General features: G+C 62.2%; 22 protein-coding genes. 7 read left to right on the plus strand and 15 right to left on the minus strand.

The features are described 5' to 3' along the window. The first annotated feature begins 43 nt into the window (after nucleotides 1-43). From V8P77_RS24515 to V8P77_RS24525, 3 genes are all read left to right on the plus strand, one after another. Nucleotides 44-526, plus strand: a complete 483-nt coding sequence (locus V8P77_RS24515) for a RidA family protein (protein WP_335914588.1) — start codon at nucleotides 44-46, stop codon at nucleotides 524-526. Between the two features lie 143 nt (nucleotides 527-669). Further along, nucleotides 670-1,095: a hypothetical protein gene (locus V8P77_RS24520; RefSeq protein WP_335914589.1), complete on the plus strand. Its 426-nt coding sequence runs from the start codon at nucleotides 670-672 to the stop codon at nucleotides 1,093-1,095. Between the two features lie 129 nt (nucleotides 1,096-1,224). Then, the gene (locus V8P77_RS24525) at nucleotides 1,225-1,533 is read left to right on the plus strand and encodes a Dabb family protein (protein ID WP_017959279.1); all 309 of its coding nucleotides are present in this window, start codon (nucleotides 1,225-1,227) and stop codon (nucleotides 1,531-1,533) included. Nucleotides 1,534-1,566: 33 nt separating this feature from the next. Here V8P77_RS24525 and V8P77_RS24530 read toward each other — a convergent pair whose 3' ends face one another. The 6 genes from V8P77_RS24530 to V8P77_RS24555 form a co-directional block, all read right to left on the minus strand. Further along, complete coding sequence (locus V8P77_RS24530; protein WP_335914590.1) at nucleotides 1,567-2,466, minus strand: metal ABC transporter substrate-binding protein; 900 nt, start codon at nucleotides 2,464-2,466, stop codon at nucleotides 1,567-1,569. A 16-nt stretch (nucleotides 2,467-2,482) separates the two neighbouring features. Beyond that, nucleotides 2,483-3,355 (minus strand): metal ABC transporter permease, encoded by an 873-nt coding sequence (locus tag V8P77_RS24535; RefSeq protein ID WP_335914591.1) that lies wholly within the window; start codon nucleotides 3,353-3,355, stop codon nucleotides 2,483-2,485. Then, nucleotides 3,352-4,101, minus strand: coding sequence for a metal ABC transporter ATP-binding protein (locus V8P77_RS24540; protein WP_335914592.1), 750 nt, complete (start codon nucleotides 4,099-4,101; stop codon nucleotides 3,352-3,354). Before V8P77_RS24540 ends, V8P77_RS24535 begins: the two co-directional genes overlap by 4 nt. Continuing rightward, entirely contained in the window at nucleotides 4,098-4,226 is a 129-nt protein-coding gene (locus V8P77_RS24545) for a hypothetical protein (RefSeq protein WP_260692929.1), read from the minus strand. The genes V8P77_RS24540 and V8P77_RS24545 overlap by 4 nt, the downstream gene beginning before the upstream one ends. A 320-nt stretch (nucleotides 4,227-4,546) precedes the next feature. Beyond that, nucleotides 4,547-5,032, minus strand: coding sequence for a peroxiredoxin (locus V8P77_RS24550; RefSeq protein WP_335914593.1), 486 nt, complete (start codon nucleotides 5,030-5,032; stop codon nucleotides 4,547-4,549). A gap of 157 nt (nucleotides 5,033-5,189) precedes the next feature. Next, on the minus strand, nucleotides 5,190-6,041 hold the full coding sequence (locus V8P77_RS24555) for a protein-disulfide reductase DsbD domain-containing protein (protein ID WP_335914594.1): 852 nt from the start codon (nucleotides 6,039-6,041) through the stop codon (nucleotides 5,190-5,192). A gap of 141 nt (nucleotides 6,042-6,182) precedes the next feature. Here V8P77_RS24555 and V8P77_RS24560 point away from each other — a divergent pair, with 141 nt between their 5' ends. The 3 genes from V8P77_RS24560 to V8P77_RS24570 all read left to right on the plus strand — a co-directional run bounded on the left by V8P77_RS24560 (nucleotide 6,183) and on the right by V8P77_RS24570 (nucleotide 8,331). Continuing rightward, nucleotides 6,183-6,788 carry a YqgE/AlgH family protein gene (locus V8P77_RS24560; protein WP_003546002.1) on the plus strand — a complete coding sequence of 202 codons (606 nt, stop codon included), beginning with the start codon at nucleotides 6,183-6,185 and terminating at the stop codon, nucleotides 6,786-6,788. Between the two features lie 114 nt (nucleotides 6,789-6,902). After that, entirely contained in the window at nucleotides 6,903-7,094 is a 192-nt protein-coding gene (locus V8P77_RS24565) for a CsbD family protein (RefSeq protein WP_335914595.1), read from the plus strand. 151 nt (nucleotides 7,095-7,245) lie between these two features. Then, nucleotides 7,246-8,331 carry a zinc-binding metallopeptidase family protein gene (locus tag V8P77_RS24570; protein WP_017959272.1) on the plus strand — a complete coding sequence of 362 codons (1,086 nt, stop codon included), beginning with the start codon at nucleotides 7,246-7,248 and terminating at the stop codon, nucleotides 8,329-8,331. 288 nt (nucleotides 8,332-8,619) lie between these two features. Here the strand turns inward: V8P77_RS24570 and rnhA are convergent, their stop codons facing one another. The 5 genes from rnhA to V8P77_RS24595 all read right to left on the minus strand — a co-directional run bounded on the left by rnhA (nucleotide 8,620) and on the right by V8P77_RS24595 (nucleotide 12,302). Continuing rightward, a complete protein-coding gene (rnhA, locus tag V8P77_RS24575) occupies nucleotides 8,620-9,075 on the minus strand; it encodes a ribonuclease HI (protein ID WP_017959271.1) in 456 nt (151 codons plus the stop codon). After that, nucleotides 9,072-10,037 (minus strand): homoserine kinase, encoded by a 966-nt coding sequence (locus tag V8P77_RS24580; RefSeq protein WP_335914596.1) that lies wholly within the window; start codon nucleotides 10,035-10,037, stop codon nucleotides 9,072-9,074. The genes rnhA and V8P77_RS24580 overlap by 4 nt, the downstream gene beginning before the upstream one ends. 71 nt (nucleotides 10,038-10,108) lie before the next feature. Beyond that, on the minus strand, nucleotides 10,109-11,110 hold the full coding sequence (gene ispH / locus V8P77_RS24585; RefSeq protein ID WP_011650764.1) for a 4-hydroxy-3-methylbut-2-enyl diphosphate reductase: 1,002 nt from the start codon (nucleotides 11,108-11,110) through the stop codon (nucleotides 10,109-10,111). 63 nt (nucleotides 11,111-11,173) lie between these two features. Beyond that, the gene (locus tag V8P77_RS24590; protein WP_335914597.1) at nucleotides 11,174-11,929 is read right to left on the minus strand and encodes an SURF1 family protein; all 756 of its coding nucleotides are present in this window, start codon (nucleotides 11,927-11,929) and stop codon (nucleotides 11,174-11,176) included. Further along, the gene (locus V8P77_RS24595; protein ID WP_003545995.1) at nucleotides 11,922-12,302 is read right to left on the minus strand and encodes a DUF983 domain-containing protein; all 381 of its coding nucleotides are present in this window, start codon (nucleotides 12,300-12,302) and stop codon (nucleotides 11,922-11,924) included. Before V8P77_RS24595 ends, V8P77_RS24590 begins: the two co-directional genes overlap by 8 nt. Nucleotides 12,303-12,421: 119 nt before the next feature. Here V8P77_RS24595 and V8P77_RS24600 point away from each other — a divergent pair, with 119 nt between their 5' ends. Continuing rightward, on the plus strand, nucleotides 12,422-13,063 hold the full coding sequence (locus V8P77_RS24600; protein WP_335914598.1) for a chloramphenicol phosphotransferase CPT family protein: 642 nt from the start codon (nucleotides 12,422-12,424) through the stop codon (nucleotides 13,061-13,063). A gap of 296 nt (nucleotides 13,064-13,359) precedes the next feature. Here V8P77_RS24600 and V8P77_RS24605 read toward each other — a convergent pair whose 3' ends face one another. The 4 genes from V8P77_RS24605 to V8P77_RS24620 form a co-directional block, all read right to left on the minus strand. After that, complete coding sequence (locus V8P77_RS24605) at nucleotides 13,360-14,238, minus strand: cytochrome c oxidase subunit 3 (RefSeq protein WP_003545992.1); 879 nt, start codon at nucleotides 14,236-14,238, stop codon at nucleotides 13,360-13,362. Between the two features lie 61 nt (nucleotides 14,239-14,299). Then, the gene (locus tag V8P77_RS24610; RefSeq protein ID WP_335914599.1) at nucleotides 14,300-14,908 is read right to left on the minus strand and encodes a cytochrome c oxidase assembly protein; all 609 of its coding nucleotides are present in this window, start codon (nucleotides 14,906-14,908) and stop codon (nucleotides 14,300-14,302) included. Further along, nucleotides 14,905-15,045, minus strand: a complete 141-nt coding sequence (locus V8P77_RS24615) for a cytochrome c oxidase system small membrane protein (RefSeq protein ID WP_020048779.1) — start codon at nucleotides 15,043-15,045, stop codon at nucleotides 14,905-14,907. The genes V8P77_RS24610 and V8P77_RS24615 overlap by 4 nt, the downstream gene beginning before the upstream one ends. Next, nucleotides 15,045-15,995 (minus strand): heme o synthase, encoded by a 951-nt coding sequence (locus tag V8P77_RS24620; RefSeq protein WP_027666679.1) that lies wholly within the window; start codon nucleotides 15,993-15,995, stop codon nucleotides 15,045-15,047. Before V8P77_RS24620 ends, V8P77_RS24615 begins: the two co-directional genes overlap by 1 nt. Nucleotides 15,996-15,999: the final 4 nt, after the last annotated feature.

Consider the following 15,999-nt stretch of genomic DNA (forward strand, 5'->3'; position numbering starts at 1 on the left):
CGGACCAGTCGCTCGCAGCCCTCAAGATGCCCGGGAGAAAGTCATGTCAATCAACCATCTCATTGTCGGAGGACTCATCATCATGACCATCAGCGTTCCCACTGCGACGACAGCCAATGAGGACGATCTCAGACTGACCATCGTCAATCCGAAAAACCTCTACGATCCCTCGCCGAATGGCTACAGCACGGCGGTGATCGTGCCGCGCCAAGGCCGGCTGGCCTACATCTCCGGACAGGGCGGCCAGGACAGCACCGGAGCCTTGTCGCCCGATTTCGCCGTCCAGGTGAAGCAGGCCTATGCGAACTTGCGCACCGCCCTCGATGCGCTCGGCGCACGGCCGGATCAGGTCGCCAAGCTGACGGTCTTCGTGGTCGATCACGATATGTCCAAGCTCGAGGTGTTGACCAGCAACGTCAAGAACATGTTCGGCGAAGCATTGCCGGCGCAGACGCTGATTCCCGTCCCCAAGCTTGCCATCGACCCCATGCTCTTCGAGGTCGAAGCCGTGGTCGTCCTGGAATAGCGGCGGCGGCGGATCGAGACAATTTCGGATTTTCCCGGTGGTTCGCCAACATCTGCTTGGCGCGCCACCCTTCCCTTTTGTGAGTAGCCATTGACCAACGGCCTGCGATGTGCGTCTCTCATTGCTTGCACAAGGAAAATCCCATGCTCAAGTTTCTGTTCGCCCTCTCGATGGGTGTTTTTTGCGTCTCGCCGCTTCAGGCCGCTGAGATCACTCCGGTCACCAAAAGCTGCCAGCCGGGGGCAAAACAGGCGCAATGCGAGCGATGGGTCACGGATATCAAGAAAGCCGTCACGCTGGCTTATAAAGGCGACCACGGGGCGCAGGTGACCGTTGCCTTCTGCCTGTCCACCGGTTGCCATGGTGCCGTTGCCATCGACAAGGTCGCCTCCTGCAGCTGGCATCTCGTCATCGCCAATTCCGGTACTACGACAGTGCTCGACAGTTCAAACACCAGGAACACCTGCCGGCCGATGACGGCGGCTGAAAAAGACCAAGCCCGCGCGCTGGCGAGCGATCTCGTCCAGAAGATCTACAAGCGGCCCCTGGTGAAGACCGACCAGATGTAATCTGCCGGCTTGCGGCGCAACGCCTGCGTGAAAATAAATCTCGTTGCTCTCCCGGCTTTCGCCGCTATTCTCCAGCCAAAGAAAATCGGGCCAAAGAAAATCGGCCAAAGAAAACCGGGAGGACGACTGATGATCCTGCACTGTGTATTCCTGCGGCTGAAGACCGCGGTGACGGCCGAAGACAAGCAGTCGCTGTTTGCGGCGATCGTCGCCCTGAAACAGCTCATCCCCGGCATATTGGATATCAAATACGGGCCGAATGTTTCGCCCGAAGGGCTGCATGGCGGCTTCGTCGACGGGTTTGCCGTGACCTTCGAGAGCGCCGAGGCCCGGGATGCCTATCTCATCCATCCCGAGCACGTGACGGTCGGCGAGCGCATCGTCTCGTCGACGGATGGAGGCCTTGCCGGCATCCTGGTCTTCGACCTTAATTTGTGAGGGCCGCAGGACAGGCCTGCAGCCCTCGATACTTCAGCTCGACTTCGCCATGGCGGCGGCGAGCTGGTCGACATTGTATTTGAACATCTTCTCATAAGTCGGCGCCGGCCCCTTGGCGTCGGAAAGCGATTCGACATAGAGCTCGCCGCCGGGCTCGGCACCCGTTGCCTTGGCGACCTGCTTGACGAGGCGCGGATCGTTGGAATTCTCGAAGAAATAGGCCTTCACATGCTCGCCCTTGATCTGCTCGATCAGCTTGGCGACGTCGGCGGCCGATGCCTCGCTTTCCGTGGACAGACCAAGCGGCGCCAGGAAGCTGACATTATATTCGCGGCCGAAATAGCCGAAGGCATCATGGCTGGTCAGCACCTTGCGGCGATCGTCGGCCACCTTGTCGAATTTCGCATGGGCGTAGGCGTTCAATTCGTCCAGCGTCCTGGTGTACTTTTCGGCATTGGCCTTGAAGGCGGCGGCGTCGGTGGGGTCGGCCGATGACAGCGCCTTTTCGATATTGGCGACCCAGATCTTGACGTTGACCGGGCTGTTCCAGACATGCGGATCGGTGATTTTTTCACCGTCCTCTTCCATGGTGCGGGTGTTGATGCCTTCGGAAACGGTGACCGGCTTGCCCTTGTAGCCCGAGGCGGTGATCAGCCGGTCCATCCAGCCTTCCAGCCCCTCGCCGCTGACGAAGGTAACCTGCGCCGCTTTCAAATTCTTCGCATCGGCCGGGGACGGCTCGAATTCATGGGGATCGCCGTTCGGCCCGACGAGGCTCGTCACCTTGACGTGCTCGCCGCCGACCTCCCTGACGACATCGGCCAGCACGGTGAAGGAGGCCACAACCTTCAGCGTTTCGGCCGAGGCAGGCATGGCCGACAGCGCCATCAAAGCGGGGATTGCTGCGGAGAGAAGCAGTCTGTGCGGTGTCATCGAAGTCTCCTTGGGATCAGCCCTTCAAATGCGGGCGGGGGAAGAAGCGCCGGGCAAGGCCGGAGGGCGCGAAGAGAATAGAAAAACCGTAGAGCAACGCCGCCGTCATGATGATCGTCGGGCCGGAGGCGAGTTCGAGATGGTAGGAGGCGATCAGGCCGAGATAGCCGGAGGCGGCGGCACTTGTGGCTGCTATCGCCATCATCACAGGCAGACTGCGGGACCAGAGCTGGGCGACGGCTGCCGGCAGCATCATCAGGCCGACCGCCATCAGCGTGCCGAGCGCCTGGAAGCTGGCGACGAGGTTCAGCACCACCAGCAGCAGGAAGAGGACATGATAGACCGGCCCGCGCCCGCCGACGGCGCGCAGGAACCCCGGATCGAAACATTCGGCCACTAGCGGCCGGTAGATGAAGGCGAGGATGACGAGGGTCAGCGAGGTGATCGCGCCGATCAGATAAAGGGCGGGCGCATCGATCGCCAGGATGGTGCCGAAGAGCACATGCAACAGATCGATATTCGAGCCGCGCAGCGAGACGATCAGCACGCCGAGCGCCAGCGAGGCGAGATAGAAGCTGGCAAAGCTCGCATCCTCCTGCAGCACGGTCATCCGGCTGACGGCGCCGGACAGCAGCGCCACCGACAGGCCGGCGATGAGACCGCCGAGGCCCATCGCCGTCAGCGACAGCGAGCCGGCGACGAGATAACCGATCGCCGCCCCCGGCAGCACGGCATGGCTCATCGCGTCGCCCATCAGGCTCATGCGCCGCAGCATCAGGAAAACGCCGATCGGGCCGGAGCCGAGCCCGAGGCAGAGGCAGGCGACGAGTGCGCGGCGCATGAAACCGTAATCGGCAAAGGGGGCGAGGAAGAGATCGTACGCCGTCATGCCGCCGGCGCCTGTTCAGGTGCGCAGGCATTCGCATTTTCGTCCCAGCGCTCGGCCATGGCGCGGGCCTTCAGGAGATTGACGGAGGACATGACGTCTGCGGTCGCACCCCAGCCGACCAGTTCACGGGCGAGCAGCAGGGTTTGCGGGAAATGGGCGCGGACCAGATCGAAATCGTGGAGCACGGCGATCACCGTGCGGCCCTCGCCGTGCCAGCGGGTGACGATATCGACGAGGTCCCTGGTCGTGCGGGCATCGATTGCCGTAAACGGCTCGTCGAGCAGGATGATGCCGGCGTCCTGCAGCAGCAGGCGGGCAAAGAGCACACGCTGGAACTGGCCGGCCGACAGCGAGCCGACATGGCGCCGGCCGAAGCCTTCGAGCCCGACGGCCGACAGCGCCTCGCCTGCCCTCTTCACCTCGCCGGGCACAATGCGGCCGAACGCGCCGGTTTTCTTCCAGGCGCCGAGCATGACGGTGTCGATGACCGAGATCGGAAAGCGCCGATCGATCTCGGCCGCCTGCGGGAGATAACCGAATTCCGCCCGCCCCAGCCGGTGCTCAACCCTGCCTTCGGCAGGGCGAAGCTCACCCATGATCGCCTTCAGCAGCGTCGACTTGCCCGCCCCGTTCGGCCCTGCAATCGCCGTCAGGCTGCCCGAGGCGAAGGCGCCGGAGACATGATGGACGGCGGGATGCCTGTTATAGGCGACGGTCAAATTCTCGAGACGGATCAGCGGCGTCATGGCAAGACAACCGCCCAGTGGATCGCCAGCCACAGGAGCGCAATGGCCAGCGCCATGCCGGTCACCCTGGAGAATGCCGACTGTCCCAGCAGGCTGACGAGGGGGCGGTCGGGGCTCGGGGGCATGGCACATCCTACAATGTAATAACATTACTGTTATGTTATAACGATTGAGGCGAGATTGGGGCGGAGCTAGGCATTGCGCCGACAATTGAAAAGGGCGACCGAATGGCCGCCCCTCATCTGGCAGGATGTCTCTTACAATGTTTGGGATGTGATCGTTCGAGCCCTTGGCTGCCCCTCATCCGGCTGCCGCCACCTTCTCCCCGCCTGCGGGGAGAAGGGAGATAGCCGCGCCCTCTCCGTTCCCACCTCGCTCTCGCAGGGCACGTCCCCTCGCCCCGTTTACGGGGAGAGGGCTAGGGTGAGGGGCTTTTCCGAGGAGCTCAGAGCTGTTCCAGCATCGCGGCAGCACCGGAGACGGTGGCCTGGCCGGGGCTTTCCTCGACGTTGAGGGCTTTGACCACGCCGTCTTCCACCAGCATCGAATAGCGCTTGGAGCGGAGGCCGAGGCCGCCGGCGGAGAGGTCGGCGTCGAGGCCGACGGCCTTGGTGAAGCCGGCATCCCAATCGGCGAGGAAATGGATCTTGCCCATGCCGCCGGAGGATTGCGCCCAGGCGCCCATCACGTGCCAGTCGTTGACGGCGACGACGGCGATGTCGTCGACGTCCTTGCCAAGGATGGTGTCGCGGTTTTCGAGATAACCCGGCAGGTGGTTCAGCGAGCAGGTGGGCGTGAAGGCGCCCGGCACGGCAAACAGCACGACGCGCTTGCCGGCGAAGAGCTCATCGGTGGTGATTTCGACCGGGCCGTCAGCCGTCTTTTCCTTGAAGGTGGCGGCAGGAAGCTTGTCGCCGATCGCGATGGTCATGGTCTTCTCCTTGGTTCTGTGGGGGTTCTGGCTTTAGGGGATTCCAGCTTTGCGGCGGCGGGCGCCGCAGGGGATCTGCGGCGACTATAGGAGCCCATCATTGAAAGGCAAGGCCGGCCATTGAAGGGCAAGGCCGGTCATTGAAAGGCAAGACCGGTCATTCGAAGGCAAGCGTCGTCTCCATCGCCTTTTTTCCGTCGATGACCAGCACGCTCCATTGCTTGCCTGATATGTCGTAATCCTTCGGCAGCTTGCCGATAGCGACATCGACCTTGAAGGTGGCGCCGTCACGTTTGCCGCCGATTTGCTTGGTGAAGGCATAGCCGCTCGGGCCGGTGACGATGATATCGGGCGCGGCTTTCCCCGCGCTCGGCCCCCCGGCCGGCAAGACGAGTGTCAATGACAGCGTCTTCCTATCGGGCGACATCGCATGCGCCGTCACGTCGAAATCCTGCGATGGCGGCTTCGGCAGCCTCGCATCGGCCGCCTGGAGGATCGCTTCCTCCTGCGGATGCGACTGGATGGCGGGGCCAAGCTTCAGCTGCAAATTCGCCTGGAAGGGAATGCAGATATCCTTGCAGATGCCGATGAAAGCGGCGGCGTCGATCGTAACCGGGCCTTTGCCAGCCGCCGTCAGCGACAGCGGCAGCGTCACCGGCGCGTCATAGGCGATATCCTCGATCGCGCCGTTGAAAAAATGCTTCGGAACGGGATAGGCGATGGCATCGAGCGTGACGCCGCTTTCCGCCGCGATGGTGATTTGCGGCGGAATGCCGCTGTTGCCGGGCTCTTTCCAATAGGTGATCCAGCCGGGTTTCGGCTCGATCTGAAGGGCGGCGCGGATTTTGCCGGCGGCATCGGGCGCGAGCGCCACGAGGCGCATGCGGCCGCCCTCGTTTTCCGCCCAGGCGCTCATTTCCGCATGGGCGGAATAAAACGGCACAAGGGCTGCGGCCGCTGACACAACCGCGATTAAAAGCCCGCGCGGGCCTGAGGAAATAATCATCATGGAACAAAGGTTTACCGAAACTGATGTTTGGCCGCCAGAAGTCGCGGCGATTTAAATCTTCATTTTCAGTTGATTGATGTGTGACATTGGCCCATGTTTCTTTTGTCGAGGCCTTGGTGCGGTCTAGCAGCAGGAGGAACGATGTCCTTATTGACGCTGAAGAACAGACGGGAACGTGGCTTCTTCGATGGCCAGTTCCTCATCGCCATGCCGGGCATGGAAGACCGCAATTTTGCGCGCACTGTCATCTACATCTGCGCGCATTCGGATGCCGGCGCCATGGGCTTCGTCATCAACCGTCCGCAGAGCCTCACCTTCACCGATGTGCTGCTGCATCTCGATATGATCAAGCAGGAAGATTCGATCGTGCTGCCGAAGCGGGCGCGCGAATTCCCGATCCAGACCGGCGGCCCAGTGGAAAGCGGCCGCGGCTTCGTGCTGCATTCGGACGATTATTCCAGCGACTCCAGCATCCCCGTCAGCGACGATATCTGCCTGACGGCGACGCTCGATATCGTGCGCGCCATCTCCAAGGGCGACGGGCCGACGCGGGCGACGATGCTGCTCGGCTATTCCTCCTGGGCGGCCGGCCAGCTCGAAAGCGAGGTCGTCAACAATGGCTGGCTCACCTGCCCGGCCAATGAGGAATTGATCTTCGACCGCAGCCTCGACGACAAATACGAGCGGGCGCTCGCCGGCATGGGCGTGACCGCTGCGATGCTTTCGGCCGAAGCCGGCCATGCTTGAGAGCCTGCCTGACGCTAGCTGGCCTTTCGGCAGCGGGAACGAATAGCTGCAAGTGACGTTTCATTTCGGCAAGCATGGACAAAAGGCCCGTGCCGACCAAGGAGACATCACAAGATGGGTAGCACCAGCGACAAGATTTCCGGCAAGGCAAACGAAATTGCCGGCAAGACCAAAAAGGCCGCCGGCAAGGCCATGGACGATCGCGACATGCAGGCCAAGGGCGCCGTCCAGGAAGCCAAGGGCAAGGGACAGGTCGCAACCGGCAAGGTCAAGGACAAGCTCAAGGGCGCCGTCGACCGGCTCTGAGCGACAGCGTCTCTTCACACACGCAAAGGCGCTGTGATTCCGATTTAAGGAATGCGCAGTAGACGCTCATCCTTTATCACCATGCCTGCTGCGCCAGCGCGCGGCAGGCATTTTCAATCCCCCACCCTCATGCTTTGCAGAGATAGACAAGATGAAGCTTTTTGCCTGCGACAATTGCGATCAGGTCGTCCACTTCGACAACCGACGATGCGTGCGCTGCAACCATCGCCTCGGCTTCCTGCCCGGCGATCTCGCCATGCATGCACTGGAACCGCGCGACGAGACGCTCTGGCAGCTCGTTTCCAATCCCGATCGCGACGTCCGCTTCTGCGCCAATGCCAGCCTCGACATCTGCAACTGGCTGGTGGACGATGATGGCGAGAGCGAATTCTGCGTTGCCTGCCGCCATAACCGGCTGGTTCCGAACACCGATACCCAGGACGGCATCGATCGCTGGCGGCGCATCAGCCAGGCGCAGCGTCATCTGTTTTATTCGCTGCTGCGCTGGAAGCTGCCGCATCCGGATCGGGCGCAAGATCCGCAAGGCGGCCTGGTCTTCGATTTCCTTGAGGACTCAATCGAGAGCAACGGCTTTATCGTGCCGGCTATGACCGGTCACGAGGAAGGCCTGATCACCATCCGCGCGGCAGAGGCCGACGATGCGACGCGCGAACAGGCGCGCAGCTCGATGAACGAACCCTATCGCACCCTGCTTGGCCATTTCCGCCACGAGGCCGGTCATTTTATCTGGAACAAGCTGGTGCGCGATCGGGGCGGCCTTGCCGATTTCCGCGCCGTCTTCGGCGACGAACGGCAGGATTATATGGCAGCCCTCCAGACCCATTATGCTGGCGGCGCGCCTTTGGGATGGCAGGACAATTTCATCAGCGCCTATGCGGCGTCGCATCCCTGGGAGGATTTCGCCGAATGCTTCGCGCATTACCTCCATATCGTCGATACGCTCGAAACCGCGCGCGCCTTCGGCATCGCCATCGATCCGCGAGGTCACGAGGAAATCGCCGGCGAGGTGGATTTCATCCCCTACAGGGCAAGAAGCGCCGAACAGCTGGTCAGCGCCTGGGTGCCGCTCAGCATCGCGATCAACGCCATCCAGCGCAGCATGGGCCAGCCCGACTCCTACCCCTTCGTGCTGTCTTCGCCTGTTGTGGCAAAGCTCGAATATCTGCACCGGCTGATCCAGGGCGCGGCGACCGCGCCGCAGCAGCGGGCGGCTTGAGGTGCTGGAGGGCAGTCGCATCGCTGCCGTCAGGTAAGTGTCCGCCCGATGGAACCCCACCGGCTATCTGGTCCGCCGACGGAGAGATTGGGCGAGAACGCCACCCCAATCTCCGTCATCCTCGGCCTTGAGCTGCCTTGAGCCGAGGATCTATGCCCGATGCTGATGGACACCAGCGTGGATCCTCGGGTCAAGCCAGGTCAAGCCCGAGGATGACGGAGGGTGGGGTTGGCGGAGGGTAAGTCACGCAAGCGGGCTTTTCTCTGGCGGATGCGTGAGGCTGCACACTTAAAACGAAACCGCCTTGCCCTTCTTGAACGGCTCCATGCCCCGGCGGGCGAGTTCGTCGGCGCGTTCGTTTTCCGGGTGGCCGGCATGGCCCTTGACCCAGTGCAGCGTCACCTTGTGGCGGTCACGGGCCGCCTCCAGCGCCTGCCAGAGCTCTGCATTCTTCACCGGCTTCTTGTCGGCGGTCTTCCAGCCGTTTTTCTTCCAGCCGAAAATCCACTTGGAGATGCCGTCCTTGACATAGGCGCTGTCGGTATAGAGATCGACCTCGCAGGGCGTTTTCAGCGCTGACAGCGCCGAGATTGCCGCCAGCAGCTCCATGCGATTGTTGGTCGTGTCCGCCTCGCCGCCGCAAAGTTCCTTTTCGACATCGCCATAACGCAGCACCGCGCCCCAGCCGCCGGGACCGGGATTGCCGGAGCATGCGCCGTCGGTAAAAATATCGACGTGTTTCATAGGCTCAATCCATATTCGGCGGGCGATTTGACCTGGCGGTGGAACCGCAGCTTGCGGAGATATTCGAGCGGGTCCTTCTTGGTGACCATGGCGCCCTCAGGCGTCGTCAGCCAGTCATAGAGCCGGGTCAGGAAGAACCGCAGCGCCGACCCACGCGACAGCACCGGCAAAGCTGCGATTTCGGCATCGCTCAGCGGCCGGACGCTCTGGTAGCCCTCGAGCATCGCCGTGCCCTTGGTGATGTTATAGGCGCCGTCCTTTTCGAAGCACCAGGCATTCAGGCAGATCGAGACGTCATAGGCGAGCAGGTCGTTGCAGGCGAAATAGAAATCGATCAGGCCGGAGAGCTGGTCGCCGAGGAAGAAGACGTTGTCGGGGAAGAGGTCGGCGTGGATGACGCCGGCCGGCAGGCCACTCGGCCAGGCGGCGGAGAGGAAATCGAGTTCGCTGCGGATCTCGGTCTGCAGGCCGGGCTCGACCTCGCCGGCGCGCGCCTCGGACTTCTCCCAGAGCCCCCGCCAGCCGTCGATCGACAGCGCATTCGCCCGCTTCAAATCGAAACCATCTCCGGCCACATGCATCTCGGCCAGCGCCCTGCCGACTTCGCGGCAGTGTTTCGCCTCCGGCTTTCTCAGCCACATGCCTTCGAGGAAGGAGATCAGCGCCGCCGGACGGCCGGACAGCGAGCCGAGCAGCGAGCCGTCGCGGCGCGGCAGCGGCAGCGGGCAGGACAGGCCGCGGGCGGAAAGATGCTGCATCAGGCCGAGGAAGAAAGGCAGGTCGCTCTTTTCCACCCGCTTCTCATAGAGCGTCAGGATCAGCGGATCCTTGGAGGTGTGAAGCAGGAAGTTGGAGTTTTCGACGCCTTCGGCGATGCCCTTGTAGGAGAGCAGCGTGCCCGCGTCATATTCCGTCAGGAACCATTTTAGATCGTCTTCGGCGATATCGGTATAGACTGCCAAGTGAGGTCTCGCCTTCATGCCTTTGTTGATATTGGATTTGCCGGAGTGGACGCCTAGGCCGAAAGGCCGACCTAGCCGTTGACGAAGGCCATGTCGGCGGCCGTCAGCTCGATATTGCGCAGTTCGCGGTTGACGAGGAAGTTTTCGGTTTCCTGTACCGTTTCGGCCAATTCGACGCGGGCGTCGAAGCGGGCGCGGAAAGCCTCGATGATCTCGTTGACGATGACCTCGGGGGCCGAGGCGCCGGCGGAAAGGCCGAGCGTCGAAATCGCGCCGATCTCGTCCCAGTCGAGTTCGGCGGCGCGCTGCACGAGGATCGATTTCTTCGCCCCTGCCCTGAGCGCCACTTCGACGAGCCGCTTCGAATTGGACGAATTCGGCGCGCCGACGATGATGAAGAGATCGCAGCCGGGGGCTGCCTGCTTCACCACTTCCTGGCGGTTGGTCGTCGCATAACAGATCGAGTCCGCCGCCGGCGCCGTCAGGTTCGGGAAGCGCTCGTGCAGGCGGGTGATGACGCCGGCCGTATCGTCGACCGACAGCGTCGTCTGGGTGACATAGCCGAGATTGTCGGGATCAACAGGGACGTAGGCGTCGGCATCCTCGATCGTCTCGATCAGCGAGACCGAACCCTCCGGCAACTGACCCATCGTGCCGATCACCTCGGGATGGCCGGCATGGCCGATGAGGACGACATGGCGGCCGAGGCGGTTGTGGCGCATCGCCTGCTTGTGAACCTTGGAAACCAGCGGGCAGGTGGCGTCGAGATAGAAGAGATTGCGGCTTGCCGCATCCTCCGGCACGGATTTCGGCACGCCATGGGCGGAGAAGACGACCGGCTGGGCGCGATGTTCGGCCGGGATCTCGTCCAGTTCCTCGACGAAGACGGCGCCCTTGGCTTCCAGCCCCTCGACGACATAGCGATTGTGGACGATCTCGTGACGCACATAGACCGGGGCGCCATAGGATTTCAGCGCCAGCACGACGATCTGGATGGCGCGGTCGACGCCGGCGCAGAAGCCGCGCGGACCGCAGAGCCGGATCGTCAAAGGAGGTTTCGCCGCAATATTCATGTCTGTTCCGGGTTGAGAGATTTAGGGACCTCTAGCCCAATATGGTCGAGAATTGAAGTGATACTATTGCTGAAGTGCCTTGGCACCCTTGCGGAACCAGGAGATCGCCACCACGACGACAAGCACGGCGGCCAGCCCGTACCAGGTGAAAGCATATTGCAGATGGTCGTTCGGCAGATCCACCTGGGTGACGCCGCCGATCGGCAGTCCGGCCGGATTGGGGGTGGAATCGGCATCGACGAAAAAGGGAATGACGCTCGCTTTCTCCAGCCCGACGCTCTCGGCCATGACGTCGAGATCCTTCCAGTAGAAGATGTTCTTGGCGACGTCGTTGTCGGGCACCACCCAGGAAGGCTTGCGGGCGAGCTTTTCGCGGGCCAGGCCGGTGACGGTCTGCTCTCCCGTCAGCTGGCCCTGCATGCGCATTTCCGGCTCCTTATTGTCATAGGGAACGAAGCCGCGATTGACGAAGAGAATGCGACCGTCGGCAAGCTCCAGCGGGGTATAGACGTAAAACCCGGTCTGGCCGCGCCAGGTGGCGAAGAAGTGCCGCTCCTTGTTATTGATGTAGCGGCCGGCGGCGGTCACCTTGCGGTACTCGATATCGCCGCCTGCAGCCGCCATCGCCTCGATGTCGGCAAGCGGCACGGGGCTTGCTGCCTGCCGCGCGGCGATATCGGCGATCAGGCCTTCCTTCCAGTACAGGCGCTCCACCTGCCAGGTGCCGAGCGAAATCAGGATGGCAAGAGCGATCAGCACCAGGATGCCGGTCAAGACAGGCAGCCGGCGGCGCGGCGCGGCATGGTCGATATCAGTCACTCAGGCGTCCTTCGCGGGCATTATGGCGGTACTGCATGGCGATCAGGATGCCCTTGAACCAGCGCAGCGTCAGCAGCGACAGGATAATCGTCAACGGAGCGAAGAGCAGGATATGCACCCAGATAGGCGGCCCGTAATTCACCTGCAGCCACAGCACCATGCCGATGACGATGAAGCCGACGATGAGGATGACGAAGACGGCGGGGCCGTCACCGGAATCGGCAAAGGAATAGTCGAGGCCGCAGGCGGCGCAGCGCGGCTTCACGCCGAGCAGGCCATCGAAGAGTTTGCCCTGGCCGCAGCGCGGGCAGCAGCCCTTGATGCCTGTTTTCACCGGGTCGACAGGGGGAAAATGGGCGCTGTCCTCGTTCATGCTGTTCCTTGTGACAATTCCATGCTGCCTTAACTCTCCCATAAAGTATTCGCATCCCGAATGGAAATAGCTGCGCGGTCTCTGCCGAGCGATTCGCGCCAAACAGAAGAAGAAGACTGATGACCAATGATAGCCATGCCGGGCAGATCGTAATCTTGAACGGCGCGCCCAGAAGCGGCAAATCGAGCATTGCGCGCGTGATCCAGGATGAATTCGAAGGCCCGTGGATCAACCTCGGCGTCGACAGCTACAATGCCATGACACCGAAGCGCTACCTGCCGGGCATCGGCCTGAGGCCCGGCGGCGAGCGGCCGGATCTCGAGGAGCTAGTGGCATTCCTCTATGCGGCGCTTTACGAGTCGATCGCCATCCATGCCGGATTGGGACTCAATGTCGTGGCTGATCTCGGCCATCATGACAGCTACTCGCAGCCGCTCGGCATTCTCGGCGATTGCGCCCGCCGGCTGGAGGGGTTTCGCGTGCTGTTCGTCGGCGTGCGCTGTCCGATCGAGACGATCATGCAGCGGCGCGACATTGTCCAAGAGGGGCGCGAGACGCTTTATCTCAGCGCCACGGAGGACGTACCAGTCCCGGAACCGGTGCAGCGCTGGCAGGATGAGGTTCATCGTCCCGGCATCTACGACATGGAGGTCGATACCTCAGTGCTGACACCGCTCGAATGCGCCGAAGCGATCCGCCATCAGTTGGATCTCGGCATTCCCGAACCTTCGGCCTTCGAACGGATCGCCGGGGCGCGCTGAGGCGAAAAGGCGGGCACGGGGCCCCTCACCTCGGCCCAGGAGATTGCCGCACCCGCCCCTCATCCGGCTGCCGCCACCTTCTCCCCGTAAACGGGGCGAAGGGACATGCAGCACCCTTTCCGTTTCCACCTCGCTCTCGCATGGCACGTCCCCTCTCCCCGTCTTTTACGGGGAGAGGGTTAGGGTGAGGGGCAGCCACTCACGCAAAGAACAGCCGCGCACGAGGCCAAGCAAAGCGAGATCTGCCAACAAAAAAGGCGGGCACCAGGCCCGCCTTTTCTCAAGTTTCGTTCCGGTCAGCCGGCTGCGACGGGTGCGCCCCAGCCGCCCCAGACGTAGATGCAGAAGAACAGGAACAGCCAGACGACGTCGACGAAGTGCCAGTACCAGGCGGCCGCCTCGAAGCCGAAATGCTGCTTCGGGGTGAAGTCGCCGCGCAGCGCACGGATCAGGCAGACAGCCAGGAAGATCGTGCCGACGAGGACGTGGAAACCGTGGAAACCGGTCGCCATGAAGAAGGTCGCGCCGTAGATCGAGCTCTTGAAGGCGAACGGCGCGTGAGCATATTCGTAGGCCTGAACGGCAGAGAAGAACATGCCGAGCAGCACGGTCAGCGTCAGGCCCTGGATCAGACCCTTGCGGTCGTTGTGCAGCAGCGCATGATGCGCCCACGTGACCGTGGTGCCCGACAGGAGCAGGATGACGGTGTTGTAGATCGGCAGGTGCCAGGGGTCGAGAACCTCGATACCCTTCGGCGGCCAGGTGCCGCCGGTATAGAGCAGGCGCGAGGCCTGGATCGCTTCATTCGGATAGAGGCTGGCGTCGAAATAGGCCCAGAACCAGGCGACGAAGAACATCACTTCCGAAGCGATGAACATGATCATGCCGTAGCGCAGGTGCAGCGAGACGACACGGGTATGGGCGCCCTCATGGGCTTCCTTCACCGTATCGGCCCACCAGCCATACATGACGTAGAGCACCAGCGCGAAGCCGATATAGAAAACCCAGGGATTGGCAAGCTCGAAGCCGGCGACCTTGAAGGAGCCGCCATTGAGATAACGCATGTAGGAGACGCCGCCGAGCGCCATGATGAAGGCGCCGAGCGAGGCGAGAATCGGCCACGGGCTCGGATCGATGATGTGATAGTCGTGATTCTTCTGGTGAGCATCGGCCATGTCGTTATCCCCGGATGTCTTCCTTCACTCCGCTCCCGGCATAGCCGGAAACGAGCCTTGATCAAAGTTTCTTTTCAATCTTCTCCGCTCCACCCTCATTCGAAGCCACCGGCTTCGGACCCTCTTTCGGGTAGAACGTGTATGACAGCGTGATCGTATGGATATTCTTGGATTCCACCGCCTTGACGATTTCAGGATCGATGTAGAACACGACCGGCATGTCGAGCTTCTCGCCCGGCTTCAGGTCCGTTTCCGTAAAGCAGAAACATTGCACCTTGTTGAAATAGACGCCGGCTTCGCCCGGCGTGACGTTGAAAACCGCCTGGCCGCGCTGGGTCTCGTTCGAACGATTCTCGGCGGTGAAATTGACCTGGATGGTCTCGCCGATCTTCGGATTGACCTCGCGCTCGACCGGCTTGAAGTCCCACTGCAGGCCGGAGGCGACATTGGCGTCGAAGGTGACGCGCATCGTGCGGTCGAGCACGACGCTCGAGACCTGGTCGACGCGCTGCGTCGTGCCGTTATAGCCGGTCACCTGGCAGAAGATGCGGTAGAGCGGCACGGCGGCATAGCTCATCGCGCCCATGCCGAAGACGAAGCTCAGGCACATCAGGACGACGGCGCCGTTGTTGCGGCCGGGCTTTTTCGGTGCGGCGGGGTTATCGCTCATCCGGCCGTTCCCCCGCCGATCTTCACGATTGCCATCACGTAGAAGAGAACGACGAGGCCGGCAAGCACCAGCCCCAGCGCGATGTTGCGGTTGCGGCGCGACTTGAGCTGCTTTTCCGTGAGCTTTACCAATTCCATCAGAACCAACCTCCCGCATGCGAGACCAGCACCGACGCCAGCCGGTCGATCATCAAGGCGGAGAACACGGCGAAGAGATAAAAGATCGAGAAGCCGAAAAGCTTCTTCGCCGGGATCATCTTCAGATCGCCGTCGGGCATGCGCCAGACGGCGATGGAACAGTATATGAAGATCGCACCGAGGGCGGCGGCGACGAGGCCATAGCCGAGGCTTGCGAAACCGAGGAAGGACGGCAATACCGCGCAGACGGCGGTCAGCACCGCATAGGCGACGATCTGATGCTTGGTCACCCGTTCGCCGGCAACGTTCGGCAGCATCGGCACGCCGACGGCCTCGTAATCGCGCATCTTGAAGAGGGCGAGCGCCCAGAAATGCGCCGGCGTCCACAGGAAAATGATGAGGAAGAGAACGGTGCTCTCGATCGTCACGCTGTTGGTCACGCAGGCCCAGCCGATCATCGGCGGGAAGGCGCCGGCAGCACCGCCGATGACGATGTTCTGCGGCGTCGAGCGCTTCAGCCACATGGTGTAGACGACGGCATAGAAGAAGATGGTGAAGGCGAGGATGCCGGCCGAGAGCCAGTTGACGGCCAGGCCGAGGATCACCACCGAAAAGCCCGACAGTACCAGGCCGAAGGCGAGTGCCTCGGAAGGCGCGATGCGGCCGGCCGGGATCGGACGGTTGGCGGTGCGGCTCATGATGGCGTCGATATCGGCGTCATACCACATGTTCAGCGCGCCGGAGGCGCCGGCGCCGACGGCGATACAGAGAATGGCGATCAGGCCGAGGACGGGATGAATGTGGCCCGGCGCCAGCACGAGACCGGCAAAGGCAGTGAAGACCACGAGCGACATGACCCGCGGCTTCAACAATTCGAAATAATCGCGCGCACTCGCTTCCGACAATTCGCCGTCCTTTGCAAGCGCCCCGTGATTGTCGATGACCGTCATCATT

Origin of the sequence: Rhizobium aouanii (assembly GCF_037002925.1) — a bacterium.
Classification (GTDB): Bacteria; Pseudomonadota; Alphaproteobacteria; order Rhizobiales; family Rhizobiaceae; genus Rhizobium; species Rhizobium aouanii.